This is a genomic window from Thermohalobaculum sp. (assembly GCF_058622915.1).
This window is the reverse complement of record NZ_JBZSYN010000147.1, coordinates 1-24,056: the sequence shown is the minus strand read 5'-3', so window position 1 is coordinate 24,056 and position 24,056 is coordinate 1. Positions and strand designations below refer to the sequence as shown.

Sequence of the window (24,056 nt, the reverse complement as noted above, 5' to 3'; positions counted from 1 at the left end):
ATCAGGGAGCGCGAAGGCGAAGCGAGTGCGTTGCACCGCTGGCCAAGACCTGCAAGGCTCAGGTACGATGGCGAGGCTGGCGTGCCTGCCTCGAGAGGCTTCTTTGTCTAAATGCCAAGTCGAAATAGGCGCCAACGTCGGGTACCTCAAAATTTTTCTTCTTTCGGATCATCTCGAACCCTTGGCCCTCAAGATATGTACGAATTTCATCGACATTCGTACATCCGCGATAAGCTTCGAAATTCGCCGCCTCGACAATTATATATTTTAGATTATTTAGTATTTGTTGCGCGCCTTTAAGTACTAACAATTCGCTGCCTTGAGTATCCACGACAAGAACATCGTACTTTTCGAGATCGACGCCTCCGCAGCGAAGTGCAGTCGTTAAGGTCGCTGACGTCATATTTATTTCATTAACATAATGAACATCAGGCCAAATATTCTTATGTCCCTCCAATTCAAAAATGGACGACGAGGCACCATTATTGCTTGATATATGTAATGTGACGGTCTCGCCATCCCGATCCGTAATCAAACAGTTCAGGGCCATCTGATTCTCAAACGGCTTTATGTTTTCTAGTAGCTGGTTATATATCTGAGCAATTGGCTCAATCCAAACAACATTGAGATTTAATTTATCGTAAAATTCTCTTTCTTGTCCAGTATTCGCACCAACATGTATAACACCTCTACATGACCGAAACGATATGATCCGATCTCTGAAAATTACTTTCTTGGCCCACCGCAAGGCAGACCAAGCAGGTGATGGGATAAATGGCCTGACTCTATCTTTGATGTTCATTTTGAGTCATGATGCCAAAACTTCATACAAGTTCGCGTGTTGTGAGAGAAAGCCTTATTTGCCGGATGCTATCGATTGGATCAAGCGCAGTCAATTTGAATAGCCGTCGATGCACTTGTGGGGCGCCTGAACCGATGTGATCCCTGCCGAGCTATGGCCTGTCGCGTCTGCAACCAGTTCCGCACCCGGCCTCCGAGCCGGCATCGACATATCCGGCGCCGTGCGAGCGAGCCGGGTCCCGACCGCCGGGCGGCGCGTCCTGGCGCAGTCGGCCGACCGGCGGCCGATGTCAAGCGCGGCCGCAACAAGCGCTTGAGGACGTGAAAACTCGTTTGGTGCCCGGAGAGAGACTCGAACTCTCAAGGGGTTGCCCCCGGCGGATTTTGAGTCCGCTGCGTCTACCAGTTCCGCCATCCGGGCGGGCCGGCGCATCATAATCACGGGCAGTGCGAACGCAAGGGCCGGCGGGCACCGGCAAGCGGCTGGACAGGGGTCGTGGCGCCTGCTAACGGGCGGCGATGCTGCGCGGGCTCTATGACTGGACCATCTCACTGGCGGAGCGCCGCGACGCGCTCTGGGCGCTTGCTGCCGTCAGCTTCGTCGAGAGCTCGGTCTTCCCGATCCCGCCGGACGTGCTGATGATCCCGATGATCATCGCCACGCCCAGCCGCGCCTTCCTGATCGCCACGGTCAGCAGCGTCGCCTCGGTCGTGGGCGGCATGTTCGGCTATGCGCTGGGGCATTTCTTCTACCAAAGCGTGGGCCTGCCGATTCTCGAGTTCTACGGCTACACCGCGCGCTTCGCCGAGTTCCGCGCCACCTACAACCAGTGGGGCGCCTGGGCGGTGCTGATGGCCGGGGTGACGCCGTTCCCCTTCAAGGTCATCACCATCCTGTCCGGGCTGACCGGGCTGAACTTCGCGGTGTTCTGCGTCGCGGCGGCGGTGGCGCGCTCGCTGCGCTTCTTCGTGGTGGCGGCGCTTCTGTGGAAGTTCGGGCTGCCGATCCGCGACTTCATCGAGCGGCGCTTGGCGCTGATGGCCACCGTCTTCATCGTGCTGCTGTTCGGCGGCTTCGTCTTCGCGAGGTACGTGCTATGAATGAGGTACTTGCTATGACGCCTGCGGCACGATCTGCGCGCGGCCCGATGCTGCTCGCCGGGGCCGGCTCGGCGGTGATCCTGGGCGGCGCGCTGGCCTCGCAGTACATCGGCGGGCTGGTGCCGTGCCATCTGTGCATCCTCGAGCGCTGGCCGCATCTGGCGGCGATCGTGATCGCGGCGCTGGGGCTGAGCCTGCTGGCCCGCTTTCGCCGGGCGCTGGCGCCGCTGGGACTTGCGGCGATGCTGGCCAGCACGGGGCTGGGCGTCTATCACACCGGGGTGGAGCGCGGCTGGTGGGCCGGGCCCTCGAGCTGCACGTCCTCGACCAGTGTCGGCAGCGTCTCGGCCGACCAGCTGATGTCGCAGATCATGAAGGCGCCGCTGGTGCGCTGCGATCAGGTGCAGTGGAGCTTTGCCACCCTCAGCCTGGCGTCCTGGAACGCCATCGCCTCGCTGATCCTGGCCGGGCTGTGGCTGGCGGCGCTGGGGCGCGGGATGGGGCCTCAGGATTCCAGCTCGGCGTCCCAGTAGAGGAAGTCGAGCCAGCTCTCGTGCAGATAGTTGGGCGGGAACTTCCGGCCCTTGTTCTGCAGCTCGATGGCGTCGGGGCGGCGCGGCGGGCGGCGCAGGCTCAGCCCGGCCTCGCGCAGGGTCAGGTTGGCCTTGCGCAGGTTGCACCGGTTGCATGCGGCGACCACGTTCTCCCAGGTCGTGCGGCCGCCGCGCGAGCGGGGCAGGACGTGGTCGAAGGTCAGCTCGCCATGCGAGCCGCAGTACTGGCAGGCGAACTCGTCGCGCAGGAACAGGTTGAACCGGGTGAAGGCGGGATAGCGCGCGGGCTTGATATACTCGCGCAGCACCACCACCGAGGGCAGCCGCATGGCGATCGAGGGGCTGTGCACCAGCGCGTCGTACTCGGCGACGATGATGACGCGGTCGAGGAACACCGCCTTGATCGCGTCCTGCCAGGGCCACAGCGACAGCGGGAAGTAGGACAGCGGCCGGTAGTCCGCATTCAGCACCAGGGCGGGGTTGTCGCGCAGCCCCGCCGGCTGCCTGACGAAGGATGTGGCGAACGTCCCGTCCATGCCTTGCCGCCCGTGGGGTCTCCTTGCTGCCGGGGCGCCGGGCGGGAAGGCAAGCGCTGCCCGGCGAAACCTACTATATCTCGCGGCCCCGTCGCATCAAGTCTCTAGATACGCGACCGACCGCCGCTGATACTCCTAACAGGCGGATGCGACGATACGGTTACACGCCGGATCCGTCCGCCCGTTCACGGCTGCGCCCCCTTTATCCGCAAATGCTCGCGAAGGAAAGCCAGCGCCAGGCCCAGCCCGTCGGGGGCGATCCCGTGGCCCATGTTGCGGCTGATGTGCCATTGCACCGCGAAGCCGGCATCGGCCAGCGCGCCGCGCGCCTCGCCCAGCGCGGCCACCGGGATCATCTCGTCCTGGTCGCCATGGACCAGCAGCACCGGGGGCTTGGAGCGCGCCTCGCGCTTGAGCGCCTCGGCGTCGAGGAGGCGGCCCGAGAAGCCGACGATGCAGGCCAGCGCGTCGGACCGGCGCGGCGCCACGTAGAGGCTCATCATGGTGCCCTGGCTGAAGCCGATGAGCGCCGTGTCGGCGGGCGCGACGCCCTCCTCGTCCATCGCTTCGGTGAGGTACTGGTCGAGCAGCCCGGCCGAGCGCTCGAAGCCCGTATCGCGCTCGGCCTCCGAGCTGCCGTCGAGCCAGGGGATCGGAAACCACTGATAGCCCATGGGGTTGACGCGGCTGCGCTCGGGCGCGTTGGGGGCGCGGAAGGCGGTGTCGGGCATGTGCTCGGACAAGGGCGCGGCCAGCCCGAACAGGTCGTTGCCGTCGGCGCCGTAGCCGTGCAGCAGGATCACCAGCGACTTGGTCTCGCCCGAGCGGGGGGCGGCCCGGGGGCCGGTCAGGGTGGCCATGGGGGAGCTACTCCGTGATGCCTTCGCGCTGCTTGGCGACCCTGTAATAGGCCCACAGCAGGCGGGCCGCAACGCCGCGCCAGGGCGACCAGGCGGCGGCGCGGGCGCGCAGGCTCGTCTCGTCAGGGCGCGCGGGCAGCTCGAACAGCAACCGGGCGGATTCCTGCAACGCCAGGTCGCCGGGCGCGAACACGTCGGCACGGCCGATCGAGAACATCAGGTAGATCTCGGCGGTCCACACCCCGATGCCGGGCAGCGCGGTGAGCCGCGCGATGGCCTCGTCCTCGGGCAGCCCGGCAAGGGCGGGATAGTCGAGCCGCGCCTCGGCGATGGCGCGGGCATAGCGGATCTTGGGGCGCGACAGGCCGCAGCCGCGCAGCTCGTCCTCGGCCAGATCGAGCAACGCCTCGGGGTCGTCCGCACCCCGCGCGAGGAGCCGCGACCACACCGAGTCGGCTGCGGCGACCGAGAGCTGCTGGGCGCAGATGGTGCGCAGGAGCGCGGCGAAGCCGCCGTCGCGGCGGCGCAAGGGCGGCGTGCCGGCAAGATCGAGCGCCCGGGCGAAGCGCGGCTCCGCCCGGGCGAGGAAATCGCAGCCTTCGAGGATGTCGGCCTGCGTCTCGATGATCCGGCCCGTCATGGCGGCAGCTTTCGCCGCTGCCGCGCCGGCGGTCAAGCCGGATGGGCCGGCGCGACGCCTAGCGGCGCCCCGCGGCCAGGCCGTAGTGCTGGGAGAGCCGCTCGAGCGCGATCTTGAGCACCACCTTGGCCGAGCGGGCCGACCAGCCCATGCGGCGCTCGCACGCCTCGAGCCCCTCGAGGAAGCAGCACACCCTGAGCGCCACGTCCGACAGGCCGGGGCCGAGCGTCGCCAGCGCGCGGCTGACCCGCTCGCGCGCGGCGCGCGGCCCCTCGGCCGGGCCGCGCGGCACCGGGCTGCCCGAATAGCGGTCGCCCGGGGTGAGGAAGCGGCGCCAGTCCTGCGCCACCGAGGGGGCCATGCTGGCCGCCTCGAAGTCCTGGCGCAGCCGCTCGCCGGCCTCGAGCTCGACCGGGCCGAGGAAGGGCTGGCCATCGGGGCCCTTGCGCCGCGCCAGCCAGCCGAGCGGATCCTCGGCAAGGTTCACGCGGCGCATCTCGTGCTGGCCGGTGTCGGGGTTCATGAAGGCCCGCTCGCCGGCGAGCTGGTGCTGCGCCTGGAACGGCGTCTGCGCCTCGGCGAAGCCCGCGCCGGCGGTGCGCCTGGTCGCCTCGTCGGCGAGCAGGCGCTTGAGGAAGCTCCGGCCGTCCTCGGTGACCCGGTAGCGGGTCGAGGCGGCGCCGCGCTGGGCCTGGCGGATCCAGCCCTCGCGCAGGAACTCCACTGCAACGGCCACGGGCAGCATGGCGATCGGCTTTGCATGGCCGTTCGCCTTGCAGAAGATGCCGCCCCGGCTGGCATCGGGCGTGACCAGCAGGAAGGCCTCGGGCTCGCACAGCCGGCGCAGATAGCGCCGCGCCGCGCGCTCCAGCTCGTCGCGCGCCATGCGCCGGGCCGGGCCCGCGGCCGCAGCGGGCGCCGCATTGGCGTTGGCCGTTTGCGCCCCGCCCGCCGGCGCGCCGTCGTCCAGCCGGCTGAACAGCCCCTCGACCAGCGGGTCGTCACGGCGCGCCTCGACGCGCCTGACCGTGCGCATCACGGTCGTGGGATGCGCCCCGGTCGCGCCGGCCAGCGCCTGCAGGCTCTCGCCCGCCCCGGTATGCGCCAGATAGATCGCCACCTCGCGGGCGGTGCAGGCACCGCCGGCCTCGGGGAACGCCGCGCGCGCCACGCCCGCACAACGCTCCAGGATGTCTTGAGTCTTTGCCACCTGATTTCGCCCCGTTTGATGCGATTTTTATGAAAATGAGTCGTATGTCCGGCGTCTGAATCAAAAGTTAACGCCCAGCTTTAGTTGAATTTTGATTTTGTGTTAACGATTTTATACTTTCATTTAACAGATTGGCCAGCGCGCGCTGCTCGGGAAAATTGCGCAGCTCCGGCGGCGCCGGGCGAAAATGCCCCCGGACGCACCCCAACCCCAGGGCCCGGAGGACTGACCATGGGATATCACGACCGGCTGGCGGATGCCGAGCTGACGCTGCTTCGCCCCAGCCTGCTGATCGAGACGGCGCGGATCGGCGCCCGGCTCTACCGGCGCGCGCGCGACCTGCGCATGGCGCTGCCCGGCGACAGCGCCGGCGCGCCGGCGCGGATCGTCGCCCGCCTCGCCGAGGCCGAGCAAGGCTGCGAGGAGCTGCGCCAGACGCGCTCGCCGGCCTACCGGCCGGCCCAGCACGTGCAGGTGCTCGCGGCGCTCTTGGCCGAATCGGGCCGGGCGGCTCAGGCGAAGGCGTCGGGCTCGGACGCCTTGCGCGCCGCGATGTAGTCGCGCAGGCCCTCGTCGATGCCGGCATCGAGCTCGGGCGCCACGTATTCGCGCAGCATGCGCTCGACCCGCTCGTGCGCGAGCTGGAAGGTGTCGCGGCCGCCCTCGTCGGCCCATTGCTCGAAGGGCTTGTAGTCGAGCACCTGGGTGCGCCAGAAGGCGCTCTTGAAGTTCGCCTGGGTGTGGGCGCAGCCCAGATAGTGCCCGCCGGGCCCGACCTCGCGGATCGCGTCCATCGCCTGGCCGTTCTCGGAAGCGTCGACCCCCTCGGCCAGCGAATGCAGCACGCCGAGCTGGTCGGCATCGATCACCAGCTTCTCCGGGCAGGCCACCAGGCCGCCCTCGAGCCAACCCGCCGCGTGCAGGCAGAAGTTCACGCCCCCGAGCAGCACGGCGTTGAGCGTGTGCGCGCTCTCGTAGGCGGCCTGCGCATCGGGCAGCTTGGCGCCGCACAGCCCGCCGCCCGAGCGAAACGGCAGGCCCATGCGCCGGGCCAGCTGGCCCGCGCCGTAGAGGATCTTCGAGGCCTCCGGGGTGCCGAAGGTGGGCGCGCCCGAGTTCATGTCGATCGAGGTGACGAAGGCGCCGAAGATCACCGGCGCGCCCTTGCGGATCAGCTGCGAGTAGGCGACGCCGGCCAGCACCTCAGCCAGCACCTGGGTCAGGGTCCCCGCCACGGTGACCGGCGCCATGGCGCCGCCGACGATGAAGGGCGAGATGATCGCGCCCTGCCCCGCCGTGGCATAGACCTCGAGCGCGTTCATCATCACCGAATCGAAGGTCAGCGGCGAGTTGATGTTGACCAGCGAGGTCATCACCGCGTTCTCGGCCACGAACTCGCGCCCGAACAGGATCTCGCACATGGCGACCGAGTCCTCGGCGCGCTTCTTTTCGGTCACGCTGCCCATGAAGGGTTTGTCCGACAGGCGCATATGCGCATAGAGCATGTCGAGATGGCGCTTGTTCACCGCCACGTCGGTGGGCTCGCAGACCGTCCCGCCCGAGTGGTGCAGCCATTTCGACATGTAGGCGAGCTTCACCAGCTTCTCGAAGTCGGCGATCGTGGCATAGCGCCGGCCGCCGGAGAAATCGCGGATGAAGGGGGGGCCGTAGACCGGCGCCAGCACCAGGTTGCGCCCGCCGATGACCACGCTGCGCTCGGGATTGCGCGCGTGCTGGGTGTACTGGCCGGGGGCGGTCTTGCACAGCTCGCGCGCCAGGCCCTTGGGGATGCGCACGCGCTCGCTGCGCACGTCGGCGCCGGCGGCGCGCCAGCGCTCGAGCGCCGGCTCGTTGTCGACGAAGTTGACGCCGATCTCCTCGAGCACCGTCTCGGCGTTGGCCTCGATGATCTCGAGCGCCTCGGCGTCCAGGATCTCGAAGTTCGGCACCTTGCGGCTGATGTAGCGCGCGGCCTCCAGCCGGGGCGCCGTGCGCTCGGCGCGCCGCGCCGCGCCGCCGCCATGGCGTGCCCGCCGGCCGCCGCCGGGCTGGTCCTGTGCTGACTCGCTCATCGCCTTCGCCTTCCCCTGCCCGGATCCGCGGCCCACCGCGCAACCGCAGCCAGGCCAGTTTTTCAAGTTTCGCCCACCGGCCCCGTTGATGGCGCCGATCGGGTCCACGAAACCTTATTTTTTCGGCCATCCCTTGGCCGGTTGCGACATGCAGGTGACAGGACGCGGCCAAGGCCATATAGAGGGGCCCCGACGCCGCACGAAGGCCGAGCCGAGACGCCAATGACCGCCCCCGCCCTGCACGAAACCTGCCTGATCGTCGATTTCGGCAGCCAGGTCACGCAGCTCATCGCCCGGCGCCTGCGCGAGAGCAACGTCTACTGCGAGATCCATCCCTTCCACAAGGTCGACGCCGGGCTGGTCTCGCGCCTCAAGCCCAGGGCGATCATCCTGTCGGGCGGCCCCGCCAGCGTCACCGAGCCCGACAGCCCGCGCGCGCACCGCGCCGTGTTCGACGCCGGCGTGCCGGTGCTGGGCATCTGCTACGGCCAGCAGGTCATGGTCGAGCAGCTCGGCGGCCGCGTCGAGGGCGGGCATCACCGCGAGTTCGGCCGCGCCTGGCTCGAGCCCGTGGCCGAGGCGCCGTTCTTCGAGGGTCTGTTCGCGGACGGCCCCGAGCAGGTCTGGATGAGCCACGGCGACCGGGTAACCGAGCTGCCGCCGCGCTTCGCCGTGCTGGCCCGCTCGGCCAACGCGCCCGCCGCGGTGATCGCCGACCCGGCGCGCGGCCTCTACGGCGTGCAGTTCCACCCGGAGGTCTACCACACCACGCACGGCGCGCGGATGCTGAAGAACTTCACCCACCGCATCGCCGGCTTCCGCGGCGACTGGACCATGGCGGCCTACCGGGACCAGGCGATCGCCCAGATCCGCGCCCGGGTCGGCAACGGCCGGGTGATCTGCGGGCTGTCGGGGGGCGTCGACTCCTCGGTCGCGGCGGTGCTGATCCACCAGGCGATCGGCGAGCAGCTCGCTTGCGTCTTCGTCGACACCGGGCTCTTGCGCCACAACGAGGCGGCCGAGGTCGTCGGGCTGTTCCGCGACCACTACAACATCCCGCTGATCCACGCCGACGAGTCCGAGACATTCCTGCGCGAGCTCGCCGACGTCACCGACCCCGAGCAGAAGCGCAAGGTCATCGGGCGGCTGTTCATCGACGTGTTCGAGCGCCATGCCCGCGAGGCCGGCGGCGCCGAGTTCCTGGCCCAGGGCACGCTTTACCCAGACGTGATCGAATCGGTCTCGGTCTCGGGTGGGCCGTCGGTGACCATCAAGTCGCATCACAACGTGGGCGGGCTGCCCGAGCGCATGCACCTCAAGCTGGTCGAGCCGCTGCGCGAGCTGTTCAAGGACGAGGTGCGCGCGCTCGGCCGCGAGCTGGGCCTGCCCGAGAGCTTCGTCGGCCGCCACCCCTTCCCCGGCCCGGGGCTGGCGGTGCGCTGCCCCGGCGAGATCACGCGCGAGAAGCTGGACATCCTGCGCCGCGCCGACGCGATCTTCCTCGACGAGATCCGCAGGGCCGGGCTCTACGACGAGATCTGGCAGGCCTTCGCCGTGCTCTTGCCCGTGCGCACGGTCGGCGTGATGGGCGACGGGCGCACCTACGACCACGCCTGCGCGCTTCGGGCCGTGACCTCGGTCGACGGCATGACGGCCGACTACTACCCCTTCGGCCACGACCTGCTGGGCCGCACCGCGAACCGGATCATCAACGAGGTCAACGGCATCAACCGCGTGGTCTACGACGTGACCTCGAAGCCGCCGGGGACGATCGAATGGGAGTAGCCCGGCGGCTGGGCGGGTGGGCGGCCGCCGTCGCGCTCGCCGTGCTGGCGGTGACCATCGCCGCGGTGCTGTTCTCCTCCGAGCGCAACATGCGGCTCTATGGCGACGGGCGCGGGCTGGCGGCACCGGTCGACGCGATCATCGTGCTGGGCGGCGGCGTCGACGGCGACGGCCTGATCGGCTTTTCCTCGCGCCGGCGCGTGAGGGTCGGGGTGGCGCTGCTCAGGGCAGGCAAGGCCCGGCGGCTGATCTTCTCCGGCGGGCCCCTGGGCAAGGCGCAGTTCGACGTGGGCCGGCTGATGCGCGACTACGCGATCAAGCTCGGCGCCCCGCCGGGTGACCTTCTGGCCGAGGAGAAATCCGTCTCGACGTTTGAGAACCTGCGCTACTCCTTCGCGCTGGCCAAGGCGCGGGGGCTCAAGCGGCTCGCCATCCTGACCGATGCCTATCACCTGGAGCGCGCCGAGATGCTGGCCGACTTTTACGGGCACCCGGACATCGGGCTCATCGCTGCGCCCGGCCTCGACCGCGAGAGCCTCGTCGACCACAGCCTGGCGATCCTGCGCGAGTCGCTGGCCTGGTGGTACAACGTCGGCAAGGTGGCCGGCTGGGAGGCGCTGGGCGCCGCGGGCATGCCGCCGGCACAGCGACGGGAATGGATCAGGTGACGCGCAGCGCAACCGTCCTGCCCGACGGCGCCGGCACCGCCCGCGCGGCGCTGTGGATGCTGGGCGCGATCGTCTCGTTCTCGCTGATGGCGGTGGCGGGGCGCGAGCTGTCGCGCCAGCTCGATACCTTCGAGCTGATGATGTACCGCTCGATCATCGGCGCGGTGCTGGTCACCGGATTCGGCGCCGCGACCGGGCGGCTGGCGCTGGCGCGCACGCACCAGTTCCGGTTGCACGTGGTGCGCAACCTGTTCCACTTCACCGGCCAGAACCTGTGGTTCTACGCCATCGCGCTGATTCCGCTCGAGCAGGTGTTCGCGCTCGAGTTCACCACGCCGATCTGGGTGGCGCTGTTCGCGCCGCTGTTGCTGGGCGAGGAGATGAACCGCACGCGCGGCTTCGCCATCCTGCTCGGCTTCCTGGGCATCCTGGTGGTGGCGCGGCCCGGCATCAGCCCGCTCGGCATCGGGCATGCGGCGGCGACGCTGGCCGCGGTGGGCTTTGCGGGCAACGTGCTGGCGACCAAGCGGCTGTCGCTGAGCGAGGGGGTGTGGACGATCTTGTTCTGGATGACCTGGATGCAGGCCTTCTTCGGCCTGGTCTGCTCGGGCATCGACGGCAGCATCGCGCTGCCGCAGGGCGCGGCGGTGCTGTGGGTCGGCGTGGTCGGCATCTGCGGCCTGACCGCGCATCTGTGCGTGACCTCGGCGCTCAAATGCGCGCCGGCCTCGATCGTCTCGCCGATGGATTTCGCGCGCCTGCCGGTGATCGCCGTGGTCGGCATGCTGCTCTATGGCGAGCCGCTGGAGGCGGCCGTCTTCGCCGGCGCGGCGCTGATCCTCGCCGGCAACCTGATGAACATCCGCGCCAACCGGCGCCGGGCGCGGGTGGTGCCATGACCCGTCGCTCGCGCCCCGAATCGGACGCGCTGGTCTTCGACGGCGGTGCGCAGATCGCGCGGCTGATCGAGATCATGGCCCGGCTGCGCGCGCCGGACGGCTGCCCGTGGGACCGGGCGCAGGACTTCCGCTCGATCGCGCCCTACACCATCGAGGAGGCCTGCGAGGTCGCCGACGCCATCGAGAAGGGCGACATGGGCGCGCTGCGGGACGAGCTGGGCGACCTGCTGCTGCAGGTTGTCTACCATTCGGCGATGGCCGAGGAGGCGGGGGAGTTCGCCTTCGACGACGTGGTGCGGGCAATCTCGGACAAGATGGTGCGCCGCCACCCGCACGTGTTCGGCCCCGACCGTGGCGCGCCGCTGACGCGCCCCGAGGACGTCGACTGGGAGGGCATGAAGGCCGCCGAGCGCGCCGAGGCGGGCGCGCACCGCGCCAGCGCGCTCGACGACGTGCCGGCGGCGCTGCCCGCGCTGGCGCGGGCGCTCAAGCTGACCAGGCGCGCCGCCGCCGTGGGCTTCGACTGGTCCGACTCCCGCGACGTGCTGGCCAAGATCACCGAGGAGGCGGACGAGCTGGTGCACGAGATCGAGGCGGGCGATGCCGGCCGCGTCGAGGAGGAATACGGCGACCTGCTGTTCGTCCTCGCCAATCTCGCGCGCCACCTGAAGCTCGATCCCGAGTCGGCCCTGCGCGGCGCCAATGCCAAGTTCGAGCGGCGCTTCCGCGCGGTCGAGGCGCTGCTCGCCGCCGAGGGCCGCACGCCCCAGGAGGCGAGCCTCGCCGAGATGGACGCGCTGTGGGACCGGGTGAAGGCGTCCGAGAAGGCGGACGGCACGGGCTGAGCGCCGGCGCCCGGCAAGGTCTCCCCCTCGCGTCTTCGGGCCGCCCCGGCCGGGCGCCTCTTGCGCTTTACGGCGCCAGCCGCGCGCGCTATGCCGCTGCCCAACCACCCGTCAGCGCAGAGGGCCTGCCATGAGCGCGATCGTCGACATCACTGCCCGCGAGATCCTCGACAGCCGCGGCAACCCGACCGTCGAGGTCGACGTGCTGCTCGACGACGGCTCGACCGGCCGTGCCGCCGTGCCCTCGGGCGCCTCGACCGGGGCGCACGAGGCGGTGGAGCTGCGCGACGGCGAGGCGCGTTACGGCGGCAAGGGCGTGCTGAGCGCGGTCGATTCGGCGAACGGCGAGATCTTCGAGGCACTCGCCGGCATGGACGCCACCGAGCAGCGCCTGATCGACCAGTGCATGATCGAGCTCGACGGCACGCCCAACAAGGGCCGGCTGGGCGCCAACGCAATCCTGGGCGTCAGCCTGGCGGCGGCGAAGGCGGCCGCCGCCTCGGTGGGCCTGCCGCTCTACCGCTATGTCGGGGGCACCTCGGCGCGCACCCTGCCGGTGCCGATGATGAACATCGTCAACGGCGGCGCGCACGCCGACAACCCGATCGACATCCAGGAATTCATGGTGATGCCGGTCGGCGCCGCCTCGCTCGCCGAGGCGGTGCGCATCGGCGCCGAGATCTTCCACAGGCTGAAAGCCGAGCTCAAGGCCGCCGGGCTCAACACCAATGTCGGCGACGAGGGTGGCTTCGCGCCCAATCTCGGCTCGACGCGCGAGGCGCTCGACGTGATCCTGCGCGCGGTCGAGGCTGCCGGCTACCGCCCGGGCGAGGACGTGGTCCTGGCGCTCGACGCCGCCGCAACCGAGTTCTATCGCAAGGGCAAGTACGATCTTGCCGGCGAGGGCCGGGCGCTGGGACGCGAGGAGATGGTCGACTACCTGGCGGCGCTGGTCGACGACTACCCCATCGCCTCGGTCGAGGACGGCATGGCCGAGGACGACTGGGAGGGCTGGGTCACGCTGACCCGGCGCCTCGGCGAGCGCTGCCAGTTGGTCGGCGACGACGTCTTCGTCACCAACCCGGTGCGGCTGGCCAAGGGGATCGAGAAGGGCGCGGCCAACGCCATCCTGGTCAAGGTCAACCAGATCGGCACGCTGTCGGAGACGCTCGACGCGGTCGAGATGGCGCACCGGGCGGGCATGGCGGCGGTGATGTCGCACCGCTCGGGCGAGACCGAGGACGCGACCATCGCCGACCTCGCCGTGGCCACCAATTGCGGGCAGATCAAGACCGGCTCGCTTGCCCGCTCGGACCGTCTGGCCAAGTACAACCAGCTGATCCGCATCGAGGAGGAGCTCGGCGAAGGCGCGGTCTGGCCCGGCCGGGCGGCGTTGCACGGCAGTGGCTGAGCCACTGGCGGCCCCTGTCTCTCAAAAGACCCACTCAGGTTACCGTGATTCCCTGAAGCCGGATCTGACCTTTTCACGGTCAAGCAACTGATCAAGAATGCGTTCGGGTTGAGGTGCGTGCAGGTGACGACGTGATCGGCGGAGCCGTGATGAGCAGGTGGAACTGGGGTCAGATCGTGACCCCCGCCTTTTATATCGCCCTGATCGCCGTGCTGGCGGTGTTCGCGCACAGCGGGTTGCAGGGCGACCACGGGCTTGCGGCGCTGCACCAGGCGCAGGGGCTCGAGCGCGAGCTCACGGCCGAGCTGGACCGCACCCGCGCCGAGCACAAGGCGCTCGAGAACAAGGTGCACCGGCTGAGCACCAACTATCTGGACCTCGAGCTTCTGGACGAGCGCGCCCGCGCCGTCCTGGGCTATGTGCGCCGCGACGAGCTGGTGATCCGTTAAGCATCTCTCGCCCACCTCCCTCGAAACGCAACTTGCCGCCCCCGCCGCTGCCAATTTCGCAAGGCCGTGAGCGGAAAGTTTCGTGCGTGCCTTTGACAAAACGTCGTATCATGGCCGAAACCAGAGGCACGCGGCCTCGCACATGCCGCCACTTGCCCGACCGGGAGGAGGAAACATGGCCGACCCGAAACCGAAGGCAACCAGCCCGCGCAAGGCCAGCCAGACCAAGGCCAGCCAGACCAAGGCGAGCCGAAGCGCGGCCGGCCAGACCAAAACGAGCCGGACCGGGGCCAAGGGGAAATCCGGCGCCGCCGCCGAGTCCTATTCGAAGGACGAGCTGCTCCGCTACTACCGCGACATGCTGCAGATCCGCCGCTTCGAGGAGAAGGCCGGCCAGCTCTACGGCATGGGGCTGATCGGCGGCTTCTGCCACCTCTATATCGGGCAGGAGGCCGTCGTCGTCGGGCTCCAGGCCGACTGCAAGGAGGGCGACCAGGTCGTCACCTCCTACCGCGACCACGGCCACATGCTCGCCACCGGCATGGACCCCAAGGGCGTGATGGCCGAGCTCACGGGCCGCAGGGACGGCTACTCCCGGGGCAAGGGCGGCTCGATGCACATGTTCTCGGTGGAAAAGAAGTTCTTCGGCGGCCACGGCATCGTCGGCGCCCAGGTGCCGATCGGCGCGGGACTGGCCTTCTCCAACAAGTACCGCGGCAATGACAATGTCTGCCTGACCTATTTCGGCGAGGGCGCCTCGAACCAGGGCCAGGTCTACGAGGCGCTGAACATGGCGGCGCTGTGGAAGCTGCCCTGCGTCTTCGTGATCGAGAACAACAAGTACTCCATGGGCACCTCGCAGGAGCGCGCCACCGCCACGCCAGCGCTGTGGCGCCGCGGCGAGGCGTTCGGCATCCCCGGCGAGGAGGTCGACGGCATGGACGTGCTCAAGGTCAAGGCGGCCGGCGCCAAGGCCATCGCGCACTGCCGCGCCGGCAAGGGGCCCTACATCCTGGAGATGAAGACCTACCGCTATCGCGGCCACTCGATGTCCGACCCGGCCAAGTACCGCACGCGCGACGAGGTCTCGAAGATGCGCGAGCAGCACGACCCGATCGACACCCTGCGCAAGTTCATCCTGGCCGAGGGCTATGCCGACGAGGAGGCGGTCAAAGAGGTCGACAAGGACATCCGCAACATCATCAACGAAGCGGCCAGCTTCGCCCAGGAGAGCCCGGAGCCCGACCCCTCCGAGCTGTGGACCGACGTCTATGTGGAAGCGTGAGGCCGGGGGATAGCGAGATGACAATCCAGGTACTGATGCCCGCGCTCTCGCCCACCATGGAGGAGGGCAAGCTCGCCAAGTGGAACGTCAAGGAGGGCGACAAGGTCAGCTCCGGCGACATCATCGCCGAGATCGAGACCGACAAGGCCACCATGGAATACGAGGCCGTGGACGAAGGCGTGGTCGGCAGGATCGTGATCCCCGAGGGCACCGAGGGCGTCAAGGTCAACCAGGTGATCGCCGTCCTGCTCGAGGAGGGCGAGGATTCCGCAGCCGCCGAGACGGCCGCCACAACGCCCAAGAGCGACGGCGAGGACAAGGCCGCTGCCGCGCCGCAGGCGGCCGAGGCCCCCAGGGCGGACGCCGAATCGGACGTCCGCCACGACCTGCCCATCCCGCAGCAGCCGGGCGCCAAGCTGCCCGACCCCGAGCCCGAGGCGCCCGAGTGGCCCGAGGGCACCGTGATGAAGGCCCAGACCGTGCGCGAGGCGCTGCGCGACGCCATCGCCGAAGAGATGCGCCGCGACGGCGAGGTCTTCATCATGGGCGAGGAGGTCGCCGAGTACCAGGGCGCCTACAAGATCACCCAGGGCATCCTCGACGAGTTCGGCGCCAGCCGCGTGATCGACACGCCGATCACCGAGCACGGCTTCACCGGGCTCGCGGTCGGCGCCGCCATGGGCGGGCTCAGGCCCATCGTCGAGTTCATGACCTTCAACTTCGCCATGCAGGCGATGGATCAGATCATCAACTCGGCGGCCAAGACCAACTACATGTCGGGCGGGCAGATGCGCTGCCCCATCGTGTTCCGCGGCCCCAACGGCGCCGCCGCCCGCGTCGCTGCGCAGCACAGCCAGGACTATGCCGCGTGGTATGCCCACGTGCCCGGGCTCAAGCTGGTCCAGCCCTACTCGGCGGCCGACTACAAGGGGCTGCTGAAATCGGCCGTGCGCGACCCCAACCCGGTGATCTTCCTCGAAAACGAGATCCTCTACGGCAAGAGCTTCGACGTGCCCGAGCTCGACGACTTCACCGTGCCGATCGGCAAGGCCAAGCTGTGGCGCAAGGGCGAGGACGTGACGCTGGTGAGCTTCGGCATCGGCATGACCTACGCGCTCGAGGCCGCCGACCGGCTGGCCGGGGAGGGCATCTCGGCCGAGGTGATCGACCTGCGCACGCTGCGCCCGCTCGACAAGGACGCGGTGATCCGCTCGGTGATGAAGACCAACCGCTGCGTCACCATCGAGGAGGGCTTCCCGGTCTGCTCGATCGGCAACCACATCTCGGCGCTGCTGATGGCGGAGGCGTTCGACTATCTCGACGCGCCGGTCCTCAACTGCACCGGAAAGGACGTGCCGATGCCCTATGCGGCGAATCTCGAGAAGATGGCGCTGGTGACCACCGACGAGGTGGTCGCGGCGGCGAAATCCGTGTGCTACCGCTGAGGGGGGCGAGGCGATGCCGATCAACATCCTGATGCCCGCGCTTTCGCCCACCATGGAGGAGGGCAAGCTCGCCCGCTGGCTCAAGGCCGAGGGCGACAAGATCGAGCCCGGCGACGTGATCGCCGAGATCGAGACCGACAAGGCTACCATGGAGTACGAGGCGGTCGAGGAGGGCACGCTCGGCAGGATCGTGGTGCCCGAGGGCACCGAGGGCGTGAAGGTCAACGACGTCATCGGCATCCTGCTCGAGGAGGGCGAGGACGAGTCCGCGCTGGCCGGTGCCGGGGCGCCGGCGAAGGCGCCGGCGGCCGCGGCACCCAAGGGCAATGGCGAGGACAAGGCGCAGCCCGCCGAGAAGACGGCCGCGCCCGAGGCCGCGAAATCCGCCCCGGCTCCGGCCGCCGCCGCGGCTGCGCCCGCCGGGCCGGCACCGAGCGCGACCCCTGCCCCGCCCGCGCCCGCGACCGCCGGGGGCGGGCGCGTCTTCGCCTCGCCACTGGCGCGCCGGCTGGCGAAGGAGAAGGGCATCGACCTCACGCGGCTCGCGGGCTCGGGTCCGCACGGCCGCATCGTCAAGGCCGACATCGAGAAGGCTCCGGCAGGGGCCGCAGCGGGTGCCGCAGCGGGTGCCCCGGCCCCCGCAGCCACCGCGGCGCAGCCCGCCCCGGCCGTCGCCGCCCCCGCCGGGCCCGGCGCCGAGGCGGTCAAGCGCATCTACGAGGGCCGCGCCTTCGAGGAGATGACGCTGGACGGCATGCGCAAGACCATCGCGGCGCGGCTGACCGAGGCCAAGCAGACCATCCCGCATTTCTACCTGCGCCGCGACATCGCGCTCGACGAGCTGTTGACGGTGCGCGCGCAGATGAACACGCGGGGCGAGGCGCGCGGCATCAAGCTGTCGGTCAACGACTACATCATCAAGGCCTGCGCGCTGGCGCTGCAGCAGGTGCCCGACTGCAACGCCGCATGGGCCGGCGACCGCATCCTGAAGTTCCGCGCCTCCGACGTGGCCGTCGCCGTGGCCATCGACGGCGGGCTGTTCACGCCGGTGATCCGGGATGCCGAGACCAAATCGCTCTCCGCGATCTCGGCCGAGATGAAGGACCTCGCCACCCGTGCCCGCGAGCGCAAGCTGGCACCGCAGGAATACCTCGGCGGCAGCTTCGCCGTCTCCAACCTCGGCATGTTCGGCATCGAGAGCTTCGACGCGGTGATCAACCCGCCGCACGGCTCGATCCTCGCCGTGGGCACGGGGGTGCAGAAGCCGGTGGTGCGCGACGGCGCCGTCGCCGTGGCGACCCTGATGACGGCGACGCTCTCGGTCGATCACCGGGTCATCGACGGCGCGCTCGGCGCGCGGTTCCTCGAGGCCGTGAAGAGCTATCTCGAGGACCCGCTGTCGATGCTGATGTGAGACCGGCTTGCGCTGAGAGGCCCCCGTCGACTTGAAACCGCGCTGCGCCCTGGCCCCAGGGCCGGGCTTTACACCGACCGCGAGGGGCCCCGGGTCAGGATTGGGGGCGCCGCCGCTTCAACGACATGCATCCGGCGCAATGGTCGCCGAGGTGAGGCCGGTGAAATGCCGGCCGGGGCCGACGGCGCGCACCCTCCGATCTGACGTTCCCGCGCAGGCGGGCAGCTCACGCTGCTCCGGGCGCCCTTCTGTCCGCAGCGGACGGAACCTGTCGCCGATGGCCCGTTAACCATAAGAACCGTCAACACGGTTTTTCTTTTTGAATCAATGTGATAACCACATGTCCACGCGTGGACAGGGGTGCTTCGAGGCAAAAACCCCAGAATCCGGCCCTGTTCCAGGGGGAAAACGCAGCCGGCCTAGGCGGCCGCTCGGGCCTCGATCAGCGCCTCGGCCGCGCGGATCGCCTCATCGGCCTTCGAGGGGTCCGGACCGCCGCCCTGGGCCATGTCGGGCCGGCCGCCGCCGCCCTTGCCGCCGACGGCCTCGACCGCGGCGCGGACCAGGTCGATGGCCGAGACCCGCCCGGTCAGGTCGTCGGTGACGCCGGCCGCGACGGTGGCCTTGCCGTCGGTCTCGGCGATCAAGAGGACCACGCCCGAGCCGAGCTTGCCCTTCTGCTCGTCGATCAGGCCGCGCAGGTCCTTCGGGTTGACCCCGGCGAGCCGGCGGGCGAGGAAGGTCACGCCCTTGATCCGCTTGGGCTCGGGCGCCGCCTCGCCGGCCCCGCCGCCGCCCAGCGCCACGCGCCGCCTCAGCTCGGCCAGCTCGGCCTGCAGCGCCTTGCGCTCCTCGATCAGCGCCGTCACCCGCTTGGCCGCCTCCGCGGCCGGCACGCGCAGCGCCGCCGCGATCTGGCCGAGCGCCTGCTCCTCGGCCTCCAGATGGTCCAGCGCATGGGCGCCGGTGAACGCCTCGATGCGGCGCACGCCGGCGCTGGTGGCGCCCTCCGAGACGATCTTGAACACGCCGATATCGCCGGTGCGGCGCACATGCGTGCCGCCGCACAGCTCCATCGAGTAGACGCGCCCCGCGGGTCCCGTCGCGCCCGGCGCGCGGCGGCCCATGGCGACCACGCGCACCTCCTCGCCGTATTTTTCGCCGAACAGCGCCCGGGCGCCCATGGCCTCGGCCTCATCGGGCGTCATGATGCGGGTGGAGACCTCGTCGTTCTGCCGGATATAGGCGTTCACCTCGGCCTCGACCTCGGCGACCTGCTCGCCGGTCATGCCCTTGGGCTGGGCGAAGTCGAAGCGCAGCCGGTCGGGCGCCACCAGGCTGCCCCGCTGGGCGACGTGCTCGCCCAGATGTCCGCGCAGCGCCTCGTGCAGAAGGTGCGTCGCCGAGTGGTTGGCCCGTATCCGCGCCCGGCGCTCGCCGTCGACGGCGAGCTCGGCGGCGTCGCCGGCGCGGATCTCGCCCTCCTCGACCACCGCCTCGTGGACGAACACGCGCTCGGCGCGGCGCTGCACGTCGGTGATGCGGGCGCGGCCATTGGGCGTGCGCAGCGTGCCCTGGTCGCCGACCTGGCCGCCGGATTCGGCATAGAAGGGCGTCTGGTTGAGCACGATGCGGACCCGGTCACCGGCCTTCGCCTGCTGGACCCGGGCGCCGTCGCGGACCAGGGCGCCGATCACGCCCTCGGCCTGCTCGGTCTCGTAGCCGAGGAAGTCGGTGCCGCCCAGCTCGTCGCGCAGGTCGAACCAGATCCCCTCCTCCCTTGCCTCGCCCGAGCCCGCCCAGGCGGCGCGGGCGCGCGCCTTCTGCTCGGCCATCGCCCGGTCGAAGCCGGCGGTGTCGACGCTGCGGCCCATCTCGCGCAGCGCGTCCTGGGTGAGGTCGAGCGGGAAGCCGTAGGTGTCGTAGAGCTTGAAGGCCACCTCGCCCGGAAGCGGCGCGCGGTCGGGCAGGCACTCGAGCTCCTCGCCCAAGAGCCTGAGCCCGCGGTCCAGCGTGTCGCGGAAGCGCTTCTCCTCGATCTCGAGCGTCTCGGAGATCAGCACCTGGGCGCGGCCGAGCTCAGGGTAGGCCAGGCCCATCTGCTGCACCAGCGCCGGCACCAGCCGGTGCATCAGCGGCCGGTCGACGCCGAGCAGGTGGGCGTGGCGCATGGCCCGGCGCATGATCCGGCGCAGCACGTAGCCGCGGCCCTCGTTCGAGGGCAGGACCCCGTCGGCGATCAGGAACGAGGTGGCCCGCAGGTGGTCGGCGATCACCCGGTGGTGCACCTTGCCCGGACCGTCCGGGTCGCTCGAGGAGGCATGCGCGCTCGCCTCGATCAGGGCCCGCATCAGGTCGGTGTCGTAGTTGTCGTGCTTGCCCTGCAGGACCGCGCCGACCCGCTCGAGCCCCATGCCGGTGTCGATCGAGGGCCTGGGCAGGGCCTCGCGCCGGCCGTCCTCGAACTGCTCGAACTGCATGAAGACGAGGTTCCAGATCTCGATGAAGCGGTCGCCGTCCTCGTCAGGGCTGCCGGGCGGGCCGCCGGGGATATCGGGGCCGTGGTCGAAGAAGATCTCCGAGCAGGGGCCGCAGGGGCCGGTCGCGCCCATCGACCAGAAATTGTCGGCGGTCGGGATGCGGATGATGCGCTCGTCGGGCAGGCCGGCGTGCTTTTTCCACGCCGCGGCGGCCTCGTCGTCCTCGTGGAAGACGGTCACCAGGAGCCGCTCCTTGGGCAGGCCGTACTCCTTGGTGACCAGCTCCCAGGCGAGCGGGATCGCCAGCTCCTTGAAGTAGTCGCCGAAGGAGAAGTTGCCGAGCATCTCGAAGAAGGTGTGGTGGCGTGCGGTATAGCCGACCCGGTCCAGGTCGTTGTGCTTGCCCCCCGCGCGCAGGCATTTCTGCGCGGTCACGGCGCGCTGGTAGTCGCGCTGCTCCAGCCCGGTGAAGACGTTCTTGAACTGAACCATCCCGGCATTGGTGAACAGCAGGGTCGGGTCGTTGCGCGGCACCAGCGGCGAGGACGGCACGATCTGGTGATCGTGCCGTGCGAAGTAGTCGAGAAAGGTCGTCCGGATCTCGTTCAGCGACGCCATGGAAGCTCCGCAGCGAAAAAATGGCTCTCCGGCGATCTCTTAGCTTGCGGCCCGTCGGGTGTCCACCGGCCCGAAAACGGTCCCGGCCGGCCCTGCGAGGGGACCGGCCACGGCCTTCCCGGATCGGACTTTCCGGACCCCGGTGCCAGATCCGGCATGGCGTCCAAATTTGGACGCATATTTAACCAATTGATTTTATTGAATTACCTCCGTAGCGCGTTCCTATGGTTAACGGAACGCGCACTGCGCTCGGCTTCGCTCGCCCGAGCCCGACCGCGCTACCGAGGGCGCCGGATGCGAAACGGCCCGGCGCGCGGGCCGGGCCGTCACTGTCTGCGTGGCGGCGCCGCGATCAGGCCACGATCACCTCGTCGTCGGCCTGGTCGGGATCGGCCCCGGCGCCGAAGTCGAGGCCGTGGGCCGCGCGGATCTTGTCCTCGATGTCCAGCGCCACGTCGGGGTTGTCCTTGAGGAAGGTCTTGGCGTTCTCCCGCCCCTGGCCGATGCGCTGGTCGCTGTAGGAGAACCAGGCGCCCGACTTCTCGACCACGCCGGCCTTGACGCCGAGGTCGATCAGCTCGCCCATCTTCGAGATGCCTTCGCCATACATGATGTCGAACTCGACCTGGCGGAACGGCGGCGCCACCTTGTTCTTGACCACCTTGACCCGGGTGGTATTGCCCACGACCTCGTCGCGATCCTTGATCGAGCCGATGCGGCGGATGTCGAGGCGGACGCTCGCGTAGAACTTGAGCGCGTTGCCGCCCGTGGTGGTCTCGGGGTTGCCGAACATCACGCCGATCTTCTGGCGGATCTGGTTAATGAAGATGACCATGCAGCGCGAGCGGCTGATCGAGGAGGTGAGCTTGCGCATCGCCTGGCTCATCAGCCGCGCCTGCAGGCCCATCTGCGCCTCGCCCATGTCGCCCTCGAGCTCGGCCCTGGGCGTGAGCGCGGCGACCGAGTCGACCACCACGATCGAGACGGCGCCGGAGCGCACCAGCGTGTCGGTGATCTCGAGCGCCTGCTCGCCCGCGTCGGGCTGGGAGATCAGCAGCTCGTCGACATCGACCCCGAGGCGGCGCGCATAGGCGGGATCGAGCGCGTGCTCGGCGTCGACGAAGGCGCACACGCCGCCCGTCTTCTGCTGCTCGGCGATGACGTGCAGCGCCAGCGTGGTCTTGCCCGAGCTCTCCGGCCCGTAGATCTCGATCACGCGGCCCTTGGGCAGCCCGCCGATGCCGAGCGCGATGTCGAGGCCCAGCGAGCCGGTCGAGACCGCCTCGATGTCCTGCGCCGGGTCGCGCTGGCCGAGCTTCATGATCGAGCCCTTGCCGAAGTTCCGCTCGATCTGCGCGAGGGCCGATTCGAGAGCTTTCGCCTTGTCCATGCCGCGCCTTTCGTCCAGCCTCAGAAGGGTCTCGCCCATTGCCTCATGTTCCTTATTTCACATCGCCTAGGGGCTTGCAATTGCAGCCATGTTCCACAGACGTTCGCACAAAAGCCAGGACAAATAAAGAACAAACTGTGTTCCTCCGCCACCAGTTGAGCGCGTCATGGTTGAGGAAGCGTTAACGCCAGCCGGCTTACGCAGCCTCTCCCAGCGCCTCCTTCACCTTGGCGGTCAAGTCGGTCAGCGAGAACGGCTTGGGCAGGAACAGGAACTCCTGCTCCAGCAAGGTGCGGCGGAAGGTATCCTCGGCATAGCCAGAGACGAAGACGACGCGCAGCCCGGGCCGCAACTTGCACGCCTCGGCTGCGAAGGTCGGCCCGTCCATCCCCGGCATGACCACGTCGGAGACCAGCACGTCCACATGATTCGCCGGCTCGGAGAGAAACGTCATCGCCTGCTCCGCCGAGGCCGCCTCGACGACATCGTAGCCGCGCAGCTTCAGGGCGCGCGAGGCAAACGAGCGCACCGGGTCCTCGTCCTCGACCAGCAGCACCACGCCCTTGCCGGTCAGGTCGCGGCGGTCGGGCGGGGGCGGCGGAGCCTCCGCGCCGGCCTCGCCCTCCTGCGCATGGGCGCGCGGCAACAGGATGCGGAAGCGGGCGCCGCCCTCGGGCCGGTTCTCGGCGAAGATGTAGCCGCCGGTCTGCTTGACGATGCCGTAGACGGTCGAGAGCCCGAGCCCCGTACCCTCGCCGCGCGGCTTGGTGGTGAAGAACGGATCGAAGATGCGGTCGATCAGCTGCGGCGGGATGCCCGCCCCGCCATCCGAGACGCTGATCTCGACATAGGCGCCGGCGGGCACCTCCACGGCCTGCCGCTCGTGCTGCTCCTCGAGCGTGAGGTTGCGCGTGCCCAGTGCCACGGTGCCGCCGTCGGGCATGGCGTCGCGGGCGTTGACGACAAGGTTCATCAACGCCTGCTCGAGCTGCTGCTGATCGGCGCGGACCGGCCACAGCTCGGCCCCGTGCTCGACGGTCAGCGCCACCTTCTCGCCGATCAGGCGGTCGAGCAGGTACTGCGTGTCCGAGACCACGTCCTGCACCGAGAGCAGCGCGGGCTTGAGCGTCTGCTTGCGCGAGAACGCCAGAAGCTGGCGCACCAGGGCTGCGGCGCGGTGCGTGTTCTGGCGGATCTGCATGAGATCGGAATATTCCGGATGCAGCGCGTCCTTGCCCAGCAGCAGCAGGTCGGAATGGCCGCTGATAGCGGTGAGCACGTTGTTGAAATCATGCGCGACACCGCCCGCCAGCTTGCCCACCGCCTCCATCTTCTGCGACTGGGCGAACTTGTCTTCCAAGAGCCGCAGCTCGCTCGCATCGCTCAGCACCGCGAGCAGACCCGGCGTGTTGTCGAGCGTCACCGGCGTCAGCGAAATATGCAGGAAGGTGTCGTTGGCGGCGCCGCGCAGGCGCACCATCTCGCGCCGGCTCGAGGTATCGCTCAAGAGCAGGTCGACCGGCCGGCCCAGCGGCTCGACCAGCTCTGCGAGCGCGGCGCCGGGCTCGAGCTCCATGCCCGTGACCTCGCGGG

21 protein-coding genes and 1 tRNA gene are annotated in these 24,056 nt (G+C 69.2%); 12 read left to right on the top strand and 10 right to left on the bottom strand.

The window, feature by feature from the left end:
• Positions 1-58 precede the first annotated feature (58 nt).
• Positions 59-802, bottom strand: a complete 744-nt coding sequence (locus tag AC32QD_RS11520) for an FkbM family methyltransferase (RefSeq protein WP_492010646.1) — start codon at positions 800-802, stop codon at positions 59-61.
• A gap of 333 nt (positions 803-1,135) precedes the next feature.
• A tRNA-Leu gene (locus tag AC32QD_RS11515) sits at positions 1,136-1,222 on the bottom strand.
• A gap of 98 nt (positions 1,223-1,320) precedes the next feature.
• Here AC32QD_RS11515 and AC32QD_RS11510 point away from each other — a divergent pair.
• Together AC32QD_RS11510 and AC32QD_RS11505 are read left to right on the top strand one after the other, a co-directional pair.
• Positions 1,321-1,902, top strand: coding sequence for a YqaA family protein (locus AC32QD_RS11510; protein ID WP_492010645.1), 582 nt, complete (start codon positions 1,321-1,323; stop codon positions 1,900-1,902).
• Positions 1,903-1,916: 14 nt separating this feature from the next.
• The gene (locus AC32QD_RS11505) at positions 1,917-2,435 is read left to right on the top strand and encodes a disulfide bond formation protein B (RefSeq protein WP_492010644.1); all 519 of its coding nucleotides are present in this window, start codon (positions 1,917-1,919) and stop codon (positions 2,433-2,435) included.
• Here the strand turns inward: AC32QD_RS11505 and AC32QD_RS11500 are convergent.
• The 4 genes from AC32QD_RS11500 to AC32QD_RS11485 form a co-directional block, all read right to left on the bottom strand.
• A complete protein-coding gene (locus AC32QD_RS11500) occupies positions 2,408-2,992 on the bottom strand; it encodes an HNH endonuclease (RefSeq protein ID WP_492010643.1) in 585 nt (194 codons plus the stop codon). The two genes, AC32QD_RS11505 and AC32QD_RS11500, sit on opposite strands and share 28 nt — an antisense overlap.
• A gap of 185 nt (positions 2,993-3,177) precedes the next feature.
• Positions 3,178-3,852 carry an alpha/beta hydrolase gene (locus AC32QD_RS11495; protein ID WP_492010642.1) on the bottom strand — a complete coding sequence of 225 codons (675 nt, stop codon included), beginning with the start codon at positions 3,850-3,852 and terminating at the stop codon, positions 3,178-3,180.
• A 7-nt stretch (positions 3,853-3,859) separates the two neighbouring features.
• Complete coding sequence (locus AC32QD_RS11490) at positions 3,860-4,492, bottom strand: DNA-3-methyladenine glycosylase family protein (RefSeq protein WP_492010641.1); 633 nt, start codon at positions 4,490-4,492, stop codon at positions 3,860-3,862.
• A gap of 58 nt (positions 4,493-4,550) precedes the next feature.
• On the bottom strand, positions 4,551-5,702 hold the full coding sequence (locus AC32QD_RS11485) for a DUF6456 domain-containing protein (protein WP_492010640.1): 1,152 nt from the start codon (positions 5,700-5,702) through the stop codon (positions 4,551-4,553).
• Between the two features lie 231 nt (positions 5,703-5,933).
• Between AC32QD_RS11485 and AC32QD_RS11480 the strand changes: the two genes are divergently transcribed.
• Entirely contained in the window at positions 5,934-6,260 is a 327-nt protein-coding gene (locus AC32QD_RS11480) for a DUF6477 family protein (RefSeq protein WP_492010639.1), read from the top strand.
• On the opposite strand, the gene AC32QD_RS11475 is transcribed toward AC32QD_RS11480, so the two are convergent.
• Positions 6,215-7,774, bottom strand: a complete 1,560-nt coding sequence (locus AC32QD_RS11475; protein ID WP_492010638.1) for a trimethylamine methyltransferase family protein — start codon at positions 7,772-7,774, stop codon at positions 6,215-6,217. The two genes, AC32QD_RS11480 and AC32QD_RS11475, sit on opposite strands and share 46 nt — an antisense overlap.
• A gap of 222 nt (positions 7,775-7,996) precedes the next feature.
• Here AC32QD_RS11475 and guaA point away from each other — a divergent pair, with 222 nt between their 5' ends.
• The 9 genes from guaA (at position 7,997) to AC32QD_RS11430 (ending at position 17,975) form a co-directional block, all read left to right on the top strand.
• On the top strand, positions 7,997-9,559 hold the full coding sequence (gene guaA / locus AC32QD_RS11470) for a glutamine-hydrolyzing GMP synthase (protein ID WP_492010637.1): 1,563 nt from the start codon (positions 7,997-7,999) through the stop codon (positions 9,557-9,559).
• Positions 9,550-10,227, top strand: coding sequence for a YdcF family protein (locus tag AC32QD_RS11465; protein WP_492010636.1), 678 nt, complete (start codon positions 9,550-9,552; stop codon positions 10,225-10,227). The genes guaA and AC32QD_RS11465 overlap by 10 nt, the downstream gene beginning before the upstream one ends.
• Positions 10,215-11,126: a DMT family transporter gene (locus AC32QD_RS11460; RefSeq protein WP_492010635.1), complete on the top strand. Its 912-nt coding sequence runs from the start codon at positions 10,215-10,217 to the stop codon at positions 11,124-11,126. Before AC32QD_RS11465 ends, AC32QD_RS11460 begins: the two co-directional genes overlap by 13 nt.
• Complete coding sequence (gene mazG / locus AC32QD_RS11455) at positions 11,123-11,971, top strand: nucleoside triphosphate pyrophosphohydrolase (RefSeq protein WP_492010634.1); 849 nt, start codon at positions 11,123-11,125, stop codon at positions 11,969-11,971. Before AC32QD_RS11460 ends, mazG begins: the two co-directional genes overlap by 4 nt.
• A 130-nt stretch (positions 11,972-12,101) precedes the next feature.
• Positions 12,102-13,382 carry a phosphopyruvate hydratase gene (gene eno / locus AC32QD_RS11450; protein ID WP_492010633.1) on the top strand — a complete coding sequence of 427 codons (1,281 nt, stop codon included), beginning with the start codon at positions 12,102-12,104 and terminating at the stop codon, positions 13,380-13,382.
• A gap of 149 nt (positions 13,383-13,531) precedes the next feature.
• On the top strand, positions 13,532-13,831 hold the full coding sequence (locus AC32QD_RS11445; protein ID WP_492010632.1) for an FtsB family cell division protein: 300 nt from the start codon (positions 13,532-13,534) through the stop codon (positions 13,829-13,831).
• A gap of 175 nt (positions 13,832-14,006) precedes the next feature.
• The gene (pdhA, locus tag AC32QD_RS11440) at positions 14,007-15,116 is read left to right on the top strand and encodes a pyruvate dehydrogenase (acetyl-transferring) E1 component subunit alpha (protein WP_492010631.1); all 1,110 of its coding nucleotides are present in this window, start codon (positions 14,007-14,009) and stop codon (positions 15,114-15,116) included.
• A 17-nt stretch (positions 15,117-15,133) separates the two neighbouring features.
• The gene (locus AC32QD_RS11435; RefSeq protein ID WP_492010630.1) at positions 15,134-16,561 is read left to right on the top strand and encodes a pyruvate dehydrogenase complex E1 component subunit beta; all 1,428 of its coding nucleotides are present in this window, start codon (positions 15,134-15,136) and stop codon (positions 16,559-16,561) included.
• A 13-nt stretch (positions 16,562-16,574) separates the two neighbouring features.
• The gene (locus AC32QD_RS11430) at positions 16,575-17,975 is read left to right on the top strand and encodes a pyruvate dehydrogenase complex dihydrolipoamide acetyltransferase (protein WP_492010629.1); all 1,401 of its coding nucleotides are present in this window, start codon (positions 16,575-16,577) and stop codon (positions 17,973-17,975) included.
• A 419-nt stretch (positions 17,976-18,394) separates the two neighbouring features.
• Here the strand turns inward: AC32QD_RS11430 and alaS are convergent, their stop codons facing one another.
• From alaS to AC32QD_RS11415, 3 genes are all read right to left on the bottom strand, one after another.
• On the bottom strand, positions 18,395-21,073 hold the full coding sequence (gene alaS, locus AC32QD_RS11425) for an alanine--tRNA ligase (RefSeq protein ID WP_492010628.1): 2,679 nt from the start codon (positions 21,071-21,073) through the stop codon (positions 18,395-18,397).
• 352 nt (positions 21,074-21,425) lie between these two features.
• Positions 21,426-22,502, bottom strand: coding sequence for a recombinase RecA (gene recA, locus AC32QD_RS11420; protein ID WP_492010627.1), 1,077 nt, complete (start codon positions 22,500-22,502; stop codon positions 21,426-21,428).
• A 157-nt stretch (positions 22,503-22,659) separates the two neighbouring features.
• Positions 22,660-24,056 (bottom strand): ATP-binding protein (locus tag AC32QD_RS11415; RefSeq protein ID WP_492010626.1); only part of this gene is annotated, 1,397 nt, incomplete at its 5' end.